At 49.9% G+C, this 13,615-nt stretch carries 12 protein-coding genes; 2 read left to right on the forward strand and 10 right to left on the reverse strand.

Features of this window, described 5'->3' with window-relative positions; all coding sequences use genetic code 11:
• Positions 1 to 293: 293 nt before the first annotated feature.
• The gene (locus tag ACXAH1_RS07065; protein ID WP_475195212.1) at positions 294 to 1,469 is read right to left on the reverse strand and encodes a type III PLP-dependent enzyme; all 1,176 of its coding nucleotides are present in this window, start codon (positions 1,467 to 1,469) and stop codon (positions 294 to 296) included.
• 43 nt (positions 1,470 to 1,512) lie between these two features.
• On the opposite strand from ACXAH1_RS07065, the gene ACXAH1_RS07070 reads away from it, so the two are divergent.
• Positions 1,513 to 1,752: a hypothetical protein gene (locus ACXAH1_RS07070; RefSeq protein ID WP_475195215.1), complete on the forward strand. Its 240-nt coding sequence runs from the start codon at positions 1,513 to 1,515 to the stop codon at positions 1,750 to 1,752.
• A gap of 432 nt (positions 1,753 to 2,184) precedes the next feature.
• The gene (locus tag ACXAH1_RS07075; protein ID WP_475195220.1) at positions 2,185 to 2,967 is read left to right on the forward strand and encodes a hypothetical protein; all 783 of its coding nucleotides are present in this window, start codon (positions 2,185 to 2,187) and stop codon (positions 2,965 to 2,967) included.
• A 66-nt stretch (positions 2,968 to 3,033) separates the two neighbouring features.
• On the opposite strand, the gene ACXAH1_RS07080 is transcribed toward ACXAH1_RS07075, so the two are convergent.
• The 9 genes from ACXAH1_RS07080 to ACXAH1_RS07120 all read right to left on the reverse strand — a co-directional run bounded on the left by ACXAH1_RS07080 (position 3,034) and on the right by ACXAH1_RS07120 (position 13,564).
• Complete coding sequence (locus tag ACXAH1_RS07080; protein ID WP_475195224.1) at positions 3,034 to 4,179, reverse strand: tryptophan 7-halogenase; 1,146 nt, start codon at positions 4,177 to 4,179, stop codon at positions 3,034 to 3,036.
• Positions 4,180 to 4,190: 11 nt separating this feature from the next.
• Entirely contained in the window at positions 4,191 to 7,310 is a 3,120-nt protein-coding gene (locus ACXAH1_RS07085; RefSeq protein ID WP_475195229.1) for a LodA/GoxA family CTQ-dependent oxidase, read from the reverse strand.
• Between the two features lie 314 nt (positions 7,311 to 7,624).
• Positions 7,625 to 8,137 carry a hypothetical protein gene (locus tag ACXAH1_RS07090; RefSeq protein WP_475195232.1) on the reverse strand — a complete coding sequence of 171 codons (513 nt, stop codon included), beginning with the start codon at positions 8,135 to 8,137 and terminating at the stop codon, positions 7,625 to 7,627.
• 26 nt (positions 8,138 to 8,163) lie between these two features.
• On the reverse strand, positions 8,164 to 8,640 hold the full coding sequence (locus tag ACXAH1_RS07095; protein WP_475195235.1) for a hypothetical protein: 477 nt from the start codon (positions 8,638 to 8,640) through the stop codon (positions 8,164 to 8,166).
• Between the two features lie 523 nt (positions 8,641 to 9,163).
• Positions 9,164 to 10,012 carry a hypothetical protein gene (locus ACXAH1_RS07100; RefSeq protein ID WP_475195238.1) on the reverse strand — a complete coding sequence of 283 codons (849 nt, stop codon included), beginning with the start codon at positions 10,010 to 10,012 and terminating at the stop codon, positions 9,164 to 9,166.
• A 339-nt stretch (positions 10,013 to 10,351) separates the two neighbouring features.
• Positions 10,352 to 11,317, reverse strand: coding sequence for a lipoyl synthase (gene lipA / locus ACXAH1_RS07105; protein WP_046004199.1), 966 nt, complete (start codon positions 11,315 to 11,317; stop codon positions 10,352 to 10,354).
• Positions 11,314 to 11,967, reverse strand: coding sequence for a lipoyl(octanoyl) transferase LipB (lipB, locus tag ACXAH1_RS07110; RefSeq protein ID WP_475195242.1), 654 nt, complete (start codon positions 11,965 to 11,967; stop codon positions 11,314 to 11,316). The genes lipA and lipB overlap by 4 nt, the downstream gene beginning before the upstream one ends.
• Before the next feature lie 14 nt (positions 11,968 to 11,981).
• Positions 11,982 to 12,260, reverse strand: a complete 279-nt coding sequence (gene ybeD / locus ACXAH1_RS07115; RefSeq protein ID WP_040644649.1) for a DUF493 family protein YbeD — start codon at positions 12,258 to 12,260, stop codon at positions 11,982 to 11,984.
• A 140-nt stretch (positions 12,261 to 12,400) separates the two neighbouring features.
• Positions 12,401 to 13,564 (reverse strand): serine hydrolase, encoded by a 1,164-nt coding sequence (locus tag ACXAH1_RS07120; RefSeq protein WP_138552167.1) that lies wholly within the window; start codon positions 13,562 to 13,564, stop codon positions 12,401 to 12,403.
• Between the last annotated feature and the right edge of the window lie 51 nt (positions 13,565 to 13,615).

A 13,615-nucleotide genomic window follows, 5' to 3' on the forward strand; every position in this document is an offset into this window, starting at 1 on the left:
ATATATCATTCTAAGCATTAGTGTTTATAGAAGTGATTATACTTTCTTTTACAGTCCCTAATTTAGCTTCGATTTTTAAACATTGACACAGGGTGGAGGTAGCTGCCGTGGCTGATACGTCGGTTTATAACCCAATTATGAATAAACCTGCGTAAATTATTGCGCGTTTAGTGTAAGTGTCTATCGGGCAAGCTATCAGGCACGTTTTCTCGATTTCAGCGCGACGCTTTGTTGCGTAAATTCGTGAACAAATGAGGAGCAGAGGCCCGAGTGGACCTCTGTATGGTGGGCGATTAGCTGCCGAATTCGGCCTGGTGAAGTTGGATCACTTCATTGAGTACCACAGTCGTAGCACGTTTGAAGAAATTGAAGTCGGTGGCTGTCGCACTGGTGTAGGCACCCATCATGCGGGTGATAACCAGGTCGCCATCTTCCAGTTGCGGCAGTTCAACGGCGTCACAGATCACATCTATGCTGTCGCAGGTTGGCCCCGCCAGTACGCTTGGGTAGAGCACATCAGCGGTTTTCAGCGTACGTAGCGGGTAACATGCCATGTCGAACATCAGCCCACTGAAAGAGCCATAAATTCCGTCGTCCAGATAATACCAGGTACGGCCTTCACGCTGTGCCTGTCCCATCACCGACGCAACGCAGGTCATCGCACCGGCAACAATAAACCGACCTGGTTCGGCAATACGCTGTACCGTCTCTGGTAGCTCGGCCAGTGCTGCGTTGATTGGCGCACAAAAAGCACGAATATCTACCTGGTTGCTGGCATAAGATACCGGGAAACCTCCGCCGATATCCAGGCAGCTTAGCGCAGGCAGTCCTTCAGCTACTACGTCGTCCATCAGCTGCTTGCACGCCTGAATAGCCGCGACATATTTGTCGGCATTGGCGGTTTGCGAGCCAACATGAAACGACAGGCCCTTCACCCGAATACCCCATTGCTGTGCCTGACGGATCAGGTTCATTGCATCGGCCGGGCTGCAACCGAACTTTTTCGACAGATCAGCATAGGCCTCGCTGTTACGAAAGCTTAGTCGGATCAGCACTTCGGCCTGCTCGGCAAATTCGCGAAACTTAGCCAATTCATTTTGGTTGTCGACCACAAACACCTGGCAGCCGTACTCCAGTGCATCAGCAATGTCACTGCGACGTTTAATTGGGTGCGTATGAATCGTGCACTCAGCCGGAACCCCTTGCTCACGGACCAGGTCGACTTCACCGCTGGTTGCCAGGTCAAAACAGGCACCCAGTTGCAGCAAAGTGCGTACTACTGCCGGATGAGGTAAAGGTTTTAACGCATAGTGTAAACGTACGCCAGGCAACGCTTCGGCAAGTGCCAGGTATTGATCACGTACTTGCTCGCAGTCGAGCATCAACAGGGGTGATCCGTACTGTGCAACCAAATCGGTTACAAGGGTAGCGTCGATATCAAAATTTTGTACTTGAGGCTGAATAGGCATAGCGACTCCAAATAGTATCAGCGAATAACGACCTGCAGGCTCTATGTGTGATCCGTGCTTGTTTGTGGTGCACGGGATCACCCCTTCAGATCTTGAGCAAAGCGACTCAGGTATTGACGACGCATCAGCGTATTACCTTTACCCGAACCAGTTACAGATCCTGGATAGTTGCTCTATCGCCTTGCCACGGGGTGACCACATCATGACCGGCTCATTGACCGTCATGCTAAACACACCACCGCGATGTACTCGGATTGGCTATCTTCAGAAAACACGCAAATAGTAGGGGGCATGTAGCGGTTGTGCAAGTCCCATTTCGACGAGAAATTTTGCTTCTGAGTGACAAATTTATTTGTTGTGGATCAAGCTTTGTCCGCTTATGAAAGAGAGAAAAATTTTCCCCAGCTGAAGTTTCATTATTTTTTGAACAGAATAAAACAGGGTCTCTTAGGGGCGAGTTTTGAAACACTAAGCAAAACTGTGCAATGCTTAGGATGCTAGTCATAAGTCTTTTTATGGTAATGAATTAATTGGATATTTTTATGAATTAAACAAGTAAGCCTACTTGTTTTTGAAATTTGTCGGACGTGAATTTCTCTTGCTATGGTGAACTCAGTTAGCAAGCAAGTGTTCGGCATTCACGTGAATATCGGCTCTGAACTGCGAAGTTTAATCATCACTATTTTTACTCGTTACTTTCTAAAAGGACATAAACATGAAAACCTTATCTTTATCACTAGCAGCCGCTGCATTATTCAGTGCTTTTGGTAGCCAGGCTACCGCGTATCAGAACGTATTTGATACTGATGGCTACGAACGCCTGACTAACTATACATCTGGTCCGGTTAGCTCGGCTTTGCTGACTGGTGAGTTTGCGCACAACTTTGAAGCGCAACTAGTGCTGCGTGGTGAAGGTGCTTACTGTGACTCTGCAAACCTGTACTCAGCAAAAGACGGTAGCCATGTTGCCAATCTGGGTGTGAAGACGATTGCGGACCGTAACACGGTGGAAATGGGTGTTGCCATTCCAGAAGCGGCGCTGACAGACAAAAAAGTATTGCACGTCAGCTGCTATAACGCAGCAGGTGACTGGTACAACGTATTGGTTAATGTACCTGGCGCACCAGTTGTCGACTGGCAGGTTGAGCTGACACCGGCAGGTGACTTTGTTCATCAGCCTTATTCGTATGGTTACCATACGGCGTATCACATCAGCAGTCGCCTGACTGTGGACAACCAGAATAATGATGCACGTTGCAGCATTCTGGCAGATCGTGGCGTGTCTCTGGGCCTGTTCCATGGTGAAGATCGTAAGGGTCCATTCCATTCAGACGTGTTTACTCTGGACACAGTCGTTGATAACAAGGCGAAGCACCCTGTACTGTATCAAATTCTGGAATGTGAAAACGCAGTGGGTAAAACTATGGCGGTGAAGGTCTTTAATCTGACGGATCCAAACAGCATCTATACCTATGAAGATCAGCTAATCGTCAAGTAAGGCCAGATTGTTCACCGCAGGTGAGCACCTATAAAACGAACTTGAATTGCAAACCTCGCGCCGGGCTCAGCTGAGCTCGGCGTTTTTGTGTGTCTGGCGCCGTTGCCAATAGGGTGAATCGGGCCAGCGTTGTTCTTGTGCGTAGTAGTGGGTGCGATGAGTCAGATAGTGTTGCCAGATTGATTTAATCTGTGTTTGATGAAGGCGTGCAACCTCTATTGCAGCGCTGGCGTCGGTCAGACCGTACTCGGTGAGACTGTTGGCCAGTTGCATCGCGGTTGCCATGGCATTGAACATACCTTGAGACGATAAAGGGTCAAAGCTGCAGGCTGCATCACCCAGCGCAGCCCAGCGGTGTCCGGCCACCTGAGTCAGGCAAGTACTGTTGGCGGACACCACCCCATGAAACTGCATGGTGCCCGATTGCTCAAGACCTTGTGGGAGTAGTGTTCGCAGTCCTGGCTGTACGCGGGCCTGGCGGCAAAACTGAGCCAGGTCATGTTGCAGGCCTTTTTCGAGCAGATCGCTGTCGGTTTGTAGCGCCAATACGCGGCGCTGTGCAGGCAACTTAGCGCTATACCACCAACCGTTTGGACAGGTTTCTATGCGCGCGAGTTGATTTGCATCATGACACGCCATACTTGCCCAGAGCGCTATTTGTTTATCCAATATTTTGCGTTTAAGTCCAAGCTTAGTGGCAAACGCGCTGTGGCGTCCGGTTGCGTCAACGACGAAGTGACAGGGGACTGCGATGCTTTGCTGGTTATCCTGTGTATGTGTTGCCAGATACAGCAGCCAGCCGTCGCTGCCTGGCTGCGCATCCAGTAATTTGGCTGGCCAAAGTGTCTCAATGCCTTGCGCGGAGACCTGCTCGCGCAACCAGTTTTCAAATCCGGCCCGGTTCAGTTGCCAGCCCAGGCCATCGGGATTACTGAGGTTGTCGTTGATCAGGCTCTGCTCAGCCCCCCAGCGACTTTGAATACCATAGTTTGGAATATGCAAATCCTGGCGCTGCTCAAACTCCTTGAGCAGGTTTAAATTTCGCAAGATCCGCGCCGCAGCTGGCGGCAGGCATTCACCTACTTTGTCGGGGCAGACCGATTGCTTGTCAATCAACAATACCTGAAAGTGGCGACTCAGCGCCAGGGCGGCAATACAGCCTGCCACCCCGGCGCCAATGATCGCAATCTGACAGTGTTTTACCTGTGTCATTGCGTATGACCTTATTTAAAGTCTTTGGGGAAATTTACTGCAAAGCGGCTGACCTTTTCAATGACCCCGAGGTCGACTCGAGAACGCGAAGTTGCCATCACTGGTCGTGCCGCATCTCGGCCGTCCGGGCTGGGCACCAGATTGGCTGCCAACTCAGCAATAGTTTGCAGCTTGCCCTGCGCTGTGGTTTCGGTCTCACTGGCCAGGCCTTTACGGTGGTCTTCAGCTGTGATCCCAACTTGCATGGTATCCGGCAGATCAGCATCGCCGCTTGCACCTGGCCTGCCCTGTACCACAGCCAGCTTATCGAAGTTAGTGATCATGCTGTTGATCTGCGCGGTATAGGTGGCCGGTTGGCCATACAAGGGCAGGGCATCTAGCCAGTCGGTACGGTAATTGAATGCCTCAACGCGGGTTTGCGGGTCCAGTGCCGGGTTGATGGCTTCTTCATACCGTGCCACATTCAGGATGTTGTTCGGCACTCGTGCTGGCCAGAAGGTAGGCAGATACGGATCGTATTCAGGCGTGTAGCCATCGCGACAGCTGGCTGTGTCGGTTTGCCAGGGGATTGCCATCCAGCGTGTAATACCACCGGCTACCTGACCTCCGAGGATCGGACCCTGAGCCAGAGTAATGGTATCGCCGTTGATCTGGGCGCCATAGTAGGTGGTGTCTTTACAGATCCCTTTATCGGCATGCTTGATCCTAAACGGAGCCATATACATGCCGGCAGTACGCATTGGCCAGGTCATTTCACAGCCAGGGTGGAAAGCGTCGGCCAGACAGAAATCTAATGCACCCCGGGTCAGCATATCCGGTTGCTCCGCCACTGGCACTTTATCTATGTCGTCTGGCTCAGCGGCATGTGGGCAAATTGCAGGGTCTATATAATCGGCGGTAAAGTCGCCCTCAACCCATTGGTCCAGGAAGGACAACTGCAGTGCTGACAGCGTCGAGTGCTGACGCTCCGAACCCGTTGGTGGAATAGACAGCGCATCGCCATACAGCCAGGGCCAAAGCTGTGCGGCCTGTGCACCTGGCTGACCATAACGGCGAAAATTGTTCGACAGGGTACGACGCAGCTCTTTATAGGCGGGAGACGGATTACCCAGTTTTGCTTTCCACTCTTCGCTGGTGTAGTTAAAAGGCGCTTTAAATCCAAATCCGGCGGCAAAACCAGCGTTGACCCATTGCAAGTCGGTCATTCGCTCGAAAATGGGTAAAATATCGTGCTTAAAAGACGGACGTGCCGGGCGAGTCAGCATACCTGCGTTAACGGCAACAGAGCGCATAAGGTCCCACATGGTGCGTACGGATTTTTGCATTGGTGCATAATCAGGTGGTGCACAAACTACCCAGGCCGGGTCAACCTGCAATTTAACGCCTTCATACTCAACCTCGGCGGTAACAGGGCCATCAGAAATGTCGTCGTGCCAGCCCTGGTTATTAGCAAAGGTAATGGCAATGTCACCATTAATATTACGCGATACGCCATTACCGCCAAGTACAATCAGGCGGCCCTGTTTATCTGACTTAAGCTCACCCAGATAGACTTCCTCGCCCATAAACTCGCCCTGGAATTGCGGGCCATCTTCCACTTTGGCTTTATTCAGCTTGTGCGTACCACCATCAATTAGCAAACGGTTGCGATCAGCAACATTATTGTTGCGCAGCAGACTGGGCGGTGCGTCGGCGGCTTCCGGGACATCCAGTGCCAACTGAAACTCATACCAGGACGACTTCTGATTGGCCAGGTGCACTTGCCAGTGAATCTTGGCGTTATCCATAGTCAGCTCTTTAACGGGCTTGCCAGCCGCGTTAAAGCCGTATATACGAAACTCAGCCGCCTGACGCTTTAGCAGGCCCTGGTCATCACGATAGGCATCTTCTTCAAGTCGCGGCTTGGGGTTAGGTACTTGTGGGCCAATAAAGTACTCTTTACTACTGCCTACTCGCATCACGCCAATGGGCGGGTAAATACCGGCACGGACAATACAATTGCTGTCTTCATCGCTGTTAGGGGTAAACTTTGGGTCGATAGCATTGGGCTCATTCATCTGCTGGCCGTTGGCCTGGTGGCGGGTATTGGCGCTGGCCTGATAAACGACTTTTCGGGCCTGTGCAATAGATCCCAGTGGCTCATTTTCGGCCAGGGTTCGCCAGATATTGAAAGCCAGGTTGCGGCCAAACTCGGCCTGGCCGATGGCACAGATATCTTGCTGCGGCAGTGTCAGGGTTGCAACTGGTTCGAACGGCGCATCCTGCTCTGGCCACACGACCATGGCGTTGTCGATTGGGAAGTCTTCCTCGGAAGCATTGGGTGGGCGACGTTGGATTTCAAACACAAACTTGGCTTCTCCCTGACGCAAGCGAATTTGCAAGTCCTCCGCCAGATAGTCATTCCCTTGTGCAGGTGAGCCCCGATAGGTATCAACCGGACGAATACGGTATTTAACGATATTCTGCTCGCCAAGCTTAAACGGTAGTATTGCCCAGTAGTGAGTACTCAGGCAGCTGGCTTCGGGTTTGGTCATCTTGTCCAGTATGTCGGCTGTTTCTTTATTTTCGCTAAGGTAAGCCGGGTAGTCGCGGTCGATGACGCCGGCGGTGGTAAAGGCACACATTTGTGAGGCGTCGCGAACAAAAAAGCGGTCGATGTTCTGCATAATAAAGTCGACATTGTCGCTGTCACCCTGCAGCTTCTTGCCTTTTACACCGAATAATTTAAGCCCGAGCCCTAAAGTGGTGTGTAGATCTGGACTATTCGGCGTGGTATCGCTTGAAAAGCGCACCACACAGTCGTAGCTGGCGGGGTTGGCAAATACGCCAGCTTGAAGCGCTTTGTCGAGTTTGCTGTGGATTTCGAATTTACCATAGGCTATGCCGTGCTGCTTACGAAATACAGCACGCTCTGCGGGCTGCTGACCGCGCTCAATACGGGTTTTCTGGCCCATTTCCACAAACATTTCTTTCAGGCGTTGGGTTGCCAGCTCAATGGGTTGGAAGTCATCACCACCTGTCCAACATTTTACATTATTGGCTGTCGGTGCATTCTTCATATTCTTTTTCAGATACTTAGGGTTTACCAGTTCACCTTGTTGTTGCTTATTACGTTTTTTCTTATCGCTCATAACGGTTTCCGCTTAAAATGTTTCCTTGTCAGGTAACTGCAATGACGTATGCGTTGATCATCCGTCGTTTACCTGTCCCGACCGGGCGGGGGATTTCGTGCCTGCCCTGTCTGAGTATAGCTGCGCCGATCAAGGCCCGCATAAACTCTAGATGCAAAGGTGCACGGTGACCATTACAGGATGTTACGCGCAGAGAAATGAGCTGCTGAGTGCTAAATAAGGGAGAGCAGGTATCGAGCGACAGTGACGGTAAGAGGGAAGTGTCATTACCTGGTTCTTTGGCTGGCAATGACACGAGATGTAAGGGTGTCGAATTACCCTAGAATTGCACCTGTTTTGGCGTTGATGGTTAAAATGGCTTCTGTTTTTGGATCTTTGATTTTGGCAATGTCTTTGTTCACCAGTGCACTTCTGGGTACCTGAATTTTGCTGCCTGTATCCGGGTTATGCACAATCAGGAATCGAGAGGCCTGCTGGGCGATTTCTTTAGCACCCTGATTCTTCACAAAATGAATATCCAGTGTCATACCTGCGGTGACCCCTGCGGTGGCCGATACACGGAAGTTATTGATTTCGTACTGTGAGTTACTTACCAATAACTCTGCGTCAATGTCTTCAACGGTTTTGACCGAAGCTTTTGTGAATTCCTTCACTTTAGCCATCACAGAGATTTCTTTCAGGCTGCCTCTGGCATCGTTGGCTTTTTGTTTAATGGTCGCACTGAGCACATCGCCTTTTTCTTTTAAACTCACTTTTGGCGCTTCGTTGTTTTCTTCGCCTGTATTGGCAAAGTTTTTGGTTGCTGTGTCTTTTATTTTGTTAAACATATTCTAATTCTCCTGTCCTTGTCTCTTTAAAAATCATCAACTTCCGTGACCATCACATCGGCTACACCGTCAAAATCGGTATCTGCTATCACTGTATCAGCTTCGCCATCGCCATCGGTGTCCATGACCATCGTATCGATCACACCATCGCCATCTGTGTCCATGGCCACAGTGTCAATCACACCGTCGCCATCAGCATCCACCGCTACCGCATCAACCAGGCCATCGCCGTCAGCATCAATCGCAACGGTATCAACTAACCCATCTCCATCGGTATCAACGGCTACCGCATCAATATAGCCATCGCCGTCAGTGTCCGCCGCAACCGTGTCTATGTATCCATCCCCATCTGTATCGATAGCAATGGCGTCAATATATCCATCGTTATCACTGTCAATGACGACGCTGTCGACAATGCCATCGCCATCTATATCAGCGGCCACACCGTCACTGTAACCATCGCCATCTAAATCGACCTGATCGCCCTCGAAAATTTCGTCCATTTTACTTTCCTTTTACTTCTAATTATTTCCAGTTATTCCATATTTAAAGTGGCAATTATTTCAATTGCGGCACTTAATAAAGCATACAAATTAAACAGATGCAACGTTTAGTGTGTTGTTTTTTAAGTGTTTGATAGAGCAATTTAATGCAACAAATATCACAGAGATATCGCGGCTTTTGTCCTTGTTTGGTAGCCAGGTGTCAGCTGTGCCTGAGCCTTTGGGAACAGCGATGGGTAACAGTGTATATGGGCTGTAACTAAGTGGTTTGAATTGTTGACGTTCCAAGTGCAGACCAATTACGGGCTTATTATTTTTGTTTAGCCTCAAATAAAATAGCTGAAGCCACTCACTAAGAGTATTACAGATGGGCACTGGCCCAGGGCTGGTATGACGAAGTTGAGTTCGATATAACGGTCAATATTACCGTACACCCGATGGCTATCAGATCTTGGCTAAAATGCGCCCCTCACGGGCGCGTATTATTGAGATGATAGCGGCTTGGTATCAGAGCTATACAGTTTTATAGCTTAGGTCTTAATTGCTCAATGATGTGCGCATCCACCCAGTAGGGACCTCCCACAACATAGCGACTGCCGTCTTGTTTTGTTTTTACATCACCGCGCCAGAAGAACAGGTATTTACCATCCGGCGTTACCTTCGGGCGCTGTTCGTACAGAGGGGTATTTATTTTGTCGCCCATATTGATGGCTTCTCCCCAGCTGCCATCTGGTTGGCGGAAGCTTATAAATATATCGGGCGTGTTTTCGCCATCTTTTTCAGCATCCCACATGAGATAGGATTCATCAGGGGCAATAAAGGGGTGGGCAATGTACTTACCTTTATTAACGGCGTTGCTCATTTTTACCGGTGTTTCATACCTGCCATTGATTTTGCGTGAGTAGCTTAAATGTCCGCTACCGTCATCAAAGTTCAACACATAGAAATAAATAGTATCGGCGGCAGAACGAGTGTAACCAATGACAGGAATATCTTTGAATGGCGCGAATTTCTTGATTTCAGAGACAGGCGGGCTAAAGCGTGATTGGTAGGCATTTGTCTTGCCTGCAGGAATTGACTTCCAGTGCCAGGTATCATTTTTGTATTGCATGGCAAGCCGGGTGCTTTGTCCGTATTCTCCCCCAGAGCGAGTAAATGTGAGTTCAGTCATATCTGGTAAAAACAACACTTCTGTTTCGAGGTGACTATCTGTTGCAATCACGCCTGGCGCAAAGGCACGCGGTGTTAGCCCGGGAGAGGGTTGACCTAGATATGGCCCTTTGAAAGCAGGTGCCTGATTGTGTGCGTTACTGCTGTAGCTGGTTGTTAACCCGACGAGTAACAGAGGAAATATGCGATAGACAGCGTGCATGATTGTTCCTTATTTTTCTGATGCTATGTGGTCTGAATAAGGTGAAGCCATCTCACAGTACCGTGTTTGGTTTGTGATGCCTGACTTTGCACTGATTTTTTATTGATTTAGCGCTGACAGCAGACTGCTTTTGGTTTTTGACAGAGTCAGATTCGGTAAGGAAACACCCATTTAAAGTATGAAAGGCACTTTTAAGAGGTTGAAAAATATGCTTATTGCTGATTTAAAGCTGGTTTTTCTGTGTATAGCGGTATGTGCTTTGAAATTGGCAGGAATGGGCTGCTTACATGAATAAAAAACGCGACACTCAGGTCGCGTTTTTCTTCTGCTGTGTGAGTGTTACTTCACCTCTTTACCCGCAGCTTGCTGATCAGCATGATAGCTGGAGCGTACAAACGGGCCGCAGGCGGCGTGGCTGAAGCCAATTTCGTCGGCGTACTCTTTCAGCGCATCGAATTCTGCGGGTGGCACGTAGCGTTTAACTGGCAGGTGGTGTTTTGACGGTGCCAGATATTGACCAACAGTCAGCATGTCGACGTTGTGCTCACGCAAATCGCGCAGTACTTCTTCAATTTCTGACATCTCTTCACCCAGACCGACCATCAGGCCAGACTTGGTTTTCACTTCAGGGTGCGCTTCTTTAAAGCGACGCAATAGTTCCAGTGACCACTTGTAGTCGGCACCCGGACGGGCCATTTTGTACAGGCGTGGTGCGGTTTCCAGGTTGTGGTTAAACACATCTGGTGGCGTTTCGGTTAAGATTTCCAGTGCGCGGTCCATCCGGCCACGGAAATCCGGTACCAGGATCTCAATGGTAATCCCCGGGTTGTGTTTGCGAATTTCGCGAATACAGTCCGCAAAATGTTGGGCACCACCGTCACGCAGGTCATCCCGGTCAACCGACGTGATCACCACGTATTTCAGCTTCATGTCTTTGATGGTCAGCGCCAGCTTCTCTGGTTCTGCTGCATCTGGTTTCAGTGGGCGACCGTGCGCCACGTCACAGAATGGGCAACGACGGGTACAGATGGCACCCAAAATCATAAAGGTGGCGGTACCGTGGTTAAAACACTCCGACAGGTTAGGGCATGAGGCTTCTTCACAGACGGAGTGCAGGCCGTGCTTGCGCATCGCTTGCTTAATGCCATCAATACGCTCGCTGGATTTTGGCAGACGGATCTTCAGCCAGTCCGGCTTGCGGAGCATTTCATCGCGCTCGGTTGGCATTACTTTAACCGGGATCAACGCCATTTTTTCTGCGTCGCGGAGTTTTACCCCTGGCTCAATTTTCACTGGTTTACTCATTCGTTTTCAAACCCCTGGGTGTGTATAACCTGCTCGGCCTCGAGGCGCTTGAGCATGTGTTGTACCAGGCCATTGCCCGCATCAGTAAGCGTAGCTGGGCCATTAAGTTGACTGGTTTGCACCATTTCCATGCCGGCATAGCCACATGGGTTGATGCGTAAAAATGGACTCATATCCATGTTGACGTTCAGCGCCAGACCATGAAACGAGCAACCCCGGCGGACCCGCAGTCCTAATGAGGCAATTTTGGCATCATTGACGTAGACACCCGGCGCATCTGGTTTGGCATAGGCTTCAATGCCATAATCCTGAAGCACATCTATGATGGTTTCTTCAAGCCAGGTGACCAGTTCGCGTACCCCGATTTTCAGGCGACGCAGGTTAAACAGCACATACATCATCTGCTGGCCCGGGCCATGATACGTGACCTGGCCACCTCTATCGACCTTAACGACAGGAATGTCACCAGGCGCCAACAAGTGCTCAGCTTTGCCAGCCTGACCCTGAGTAAACACCGGCTCGTGTTCAACCAACCAGATCTCATCCGGGCTGTTATCATCACGGGTATCGGTAAACGACTGCATTTTTTGCCAGATTGGCTCATAGGCCTGGCGGCCAAGCTGACGAACTATGATACTGCGGTTGCTCATATCAGTCTTACGCCTTAAAGCACGTAACGGACGTCTGGCAGTGAACCTATCTCAGTGTAGATCTGCTCGATGTGCTCTTTAGACGTCACAGTGGCAACCAGGGTGACGGATTCATAGTTGCCTTTGCTGCTTGGCTTAGTTTTAGGTGCATAGTCACCAGGTGCCAAAGTTTGCATCTTTGCCACAACCTGATCGGTCAGGTTGACATTCGCCAGACCCATGATCTTGAAAGTAAACGGGCAAGGGAACTCTAAGTACTCGTCAAACTTAGTATTTTTTACAGGTGTTACCACAACGGTATCCTCACTACTTGGCTGGGCCTGAACAGACCCCGGCACACTACATATCTTGGCGGGCATTCTAGCATTTTTGCGACAAAAAAAAACGCCTCCGGTGGGAGGCGTCTGTGATTATAAGCCCACTAATAACGGGGTTATTGCATGATCTGTAAACGTAAGTAGTCGTAGATCTTGCTGAAGAAGCTGCCTTCTTCTATTTCTTCAAGCGTGACCAGCGGGTACTGAGCGATGTCTTCGCCTTCCAGTTGCAAGAATAAAGTACCTACCTTGCTGCCTTTTGCCAGCGGCGCTTCGAGGGTCTTATCCAGCTCGAAGTGCGCTTTCAGGTTTTTACGCTGACCACGCGGGATGGTAATAGGCGTGTCCTGAGCAATACCCAGCGATACGGTTTCTTTGTTACCCATCCAGATACGTTGATCCGCAAAGCTGTCGCCTGCCTTATAAGGGGTAATGGTTTCGAAGAAGCGGAAACCGTAGTTCAGGAGCTTTTTACTTTCTACCTTACGGGCACGCTCGCTGGCTGTGCCCATCACTACGGCTATCAAACGCATATCACCTTTGGTTGCTGAGGTAACTAAGCTATAGCCGGCTTCAGAGGTGTGACCAGTTTTGATGCCGTCGACATCCAGGCTGGCATCCCACAGCAGAGAGTTGCGGTTATACTGCTTAATGCCATTAAAGGTGAACGACTTCTCTTTGTAGATGGCATATTCTTCCGGCACATCACGGATCAGCGCCGCACCCAGCGTAGCCATATCTCTTGGCGTGGTGTATTGTTCTGTGCTGTCCAGGCCGTGGCTGTTAGCAAAATGAGAGTTGCTCATCCCCAGCTTCTCAGCATGGGCGTTCATCAGGTCAGTAAACGCGCTTTCACTGCCTGCGATGTGCTCTGCCATAGCGACACAAGCATCGTTGCCCGACTGGATGATCACGCCGTAGTTGAGGTCTTTAACACTGACCTGCTTACCTACTTCGATAAACATCTTGGAAGATTCCGGGAAATTTTTCGCCCAGGCCTTTTCGCTGATGGTGACCATATCGTCATTGGAAATGTTACCGGCCAGCAGCTCGGTACCGATCACATAGCTGGTCATCATTTTGGTTAAGCTTGCCGGGGCCAGTTTGGTGTCCGGGTTGCCTTCTGCGATGACTTTACCCGTAGTAAAGTCGACCAGAAAATAACCTTTTGCACCAATCTGAGGCGGTGAAGGTAAGATCTGCGCACTGGCCGAAAACAGGGTGAACGAACACACGGCACCCACTAAGTGTTTAATAAATTTAGGTTTGAAAACTGTCATTATGCTCGCTTTTTGGTTGTTGATCGGCATGTTTAAATGTCAATACTGAAT

It is taken from the genome of Pseudoalteromonas sp. AWH4_217, assembly GCF_056161105.1.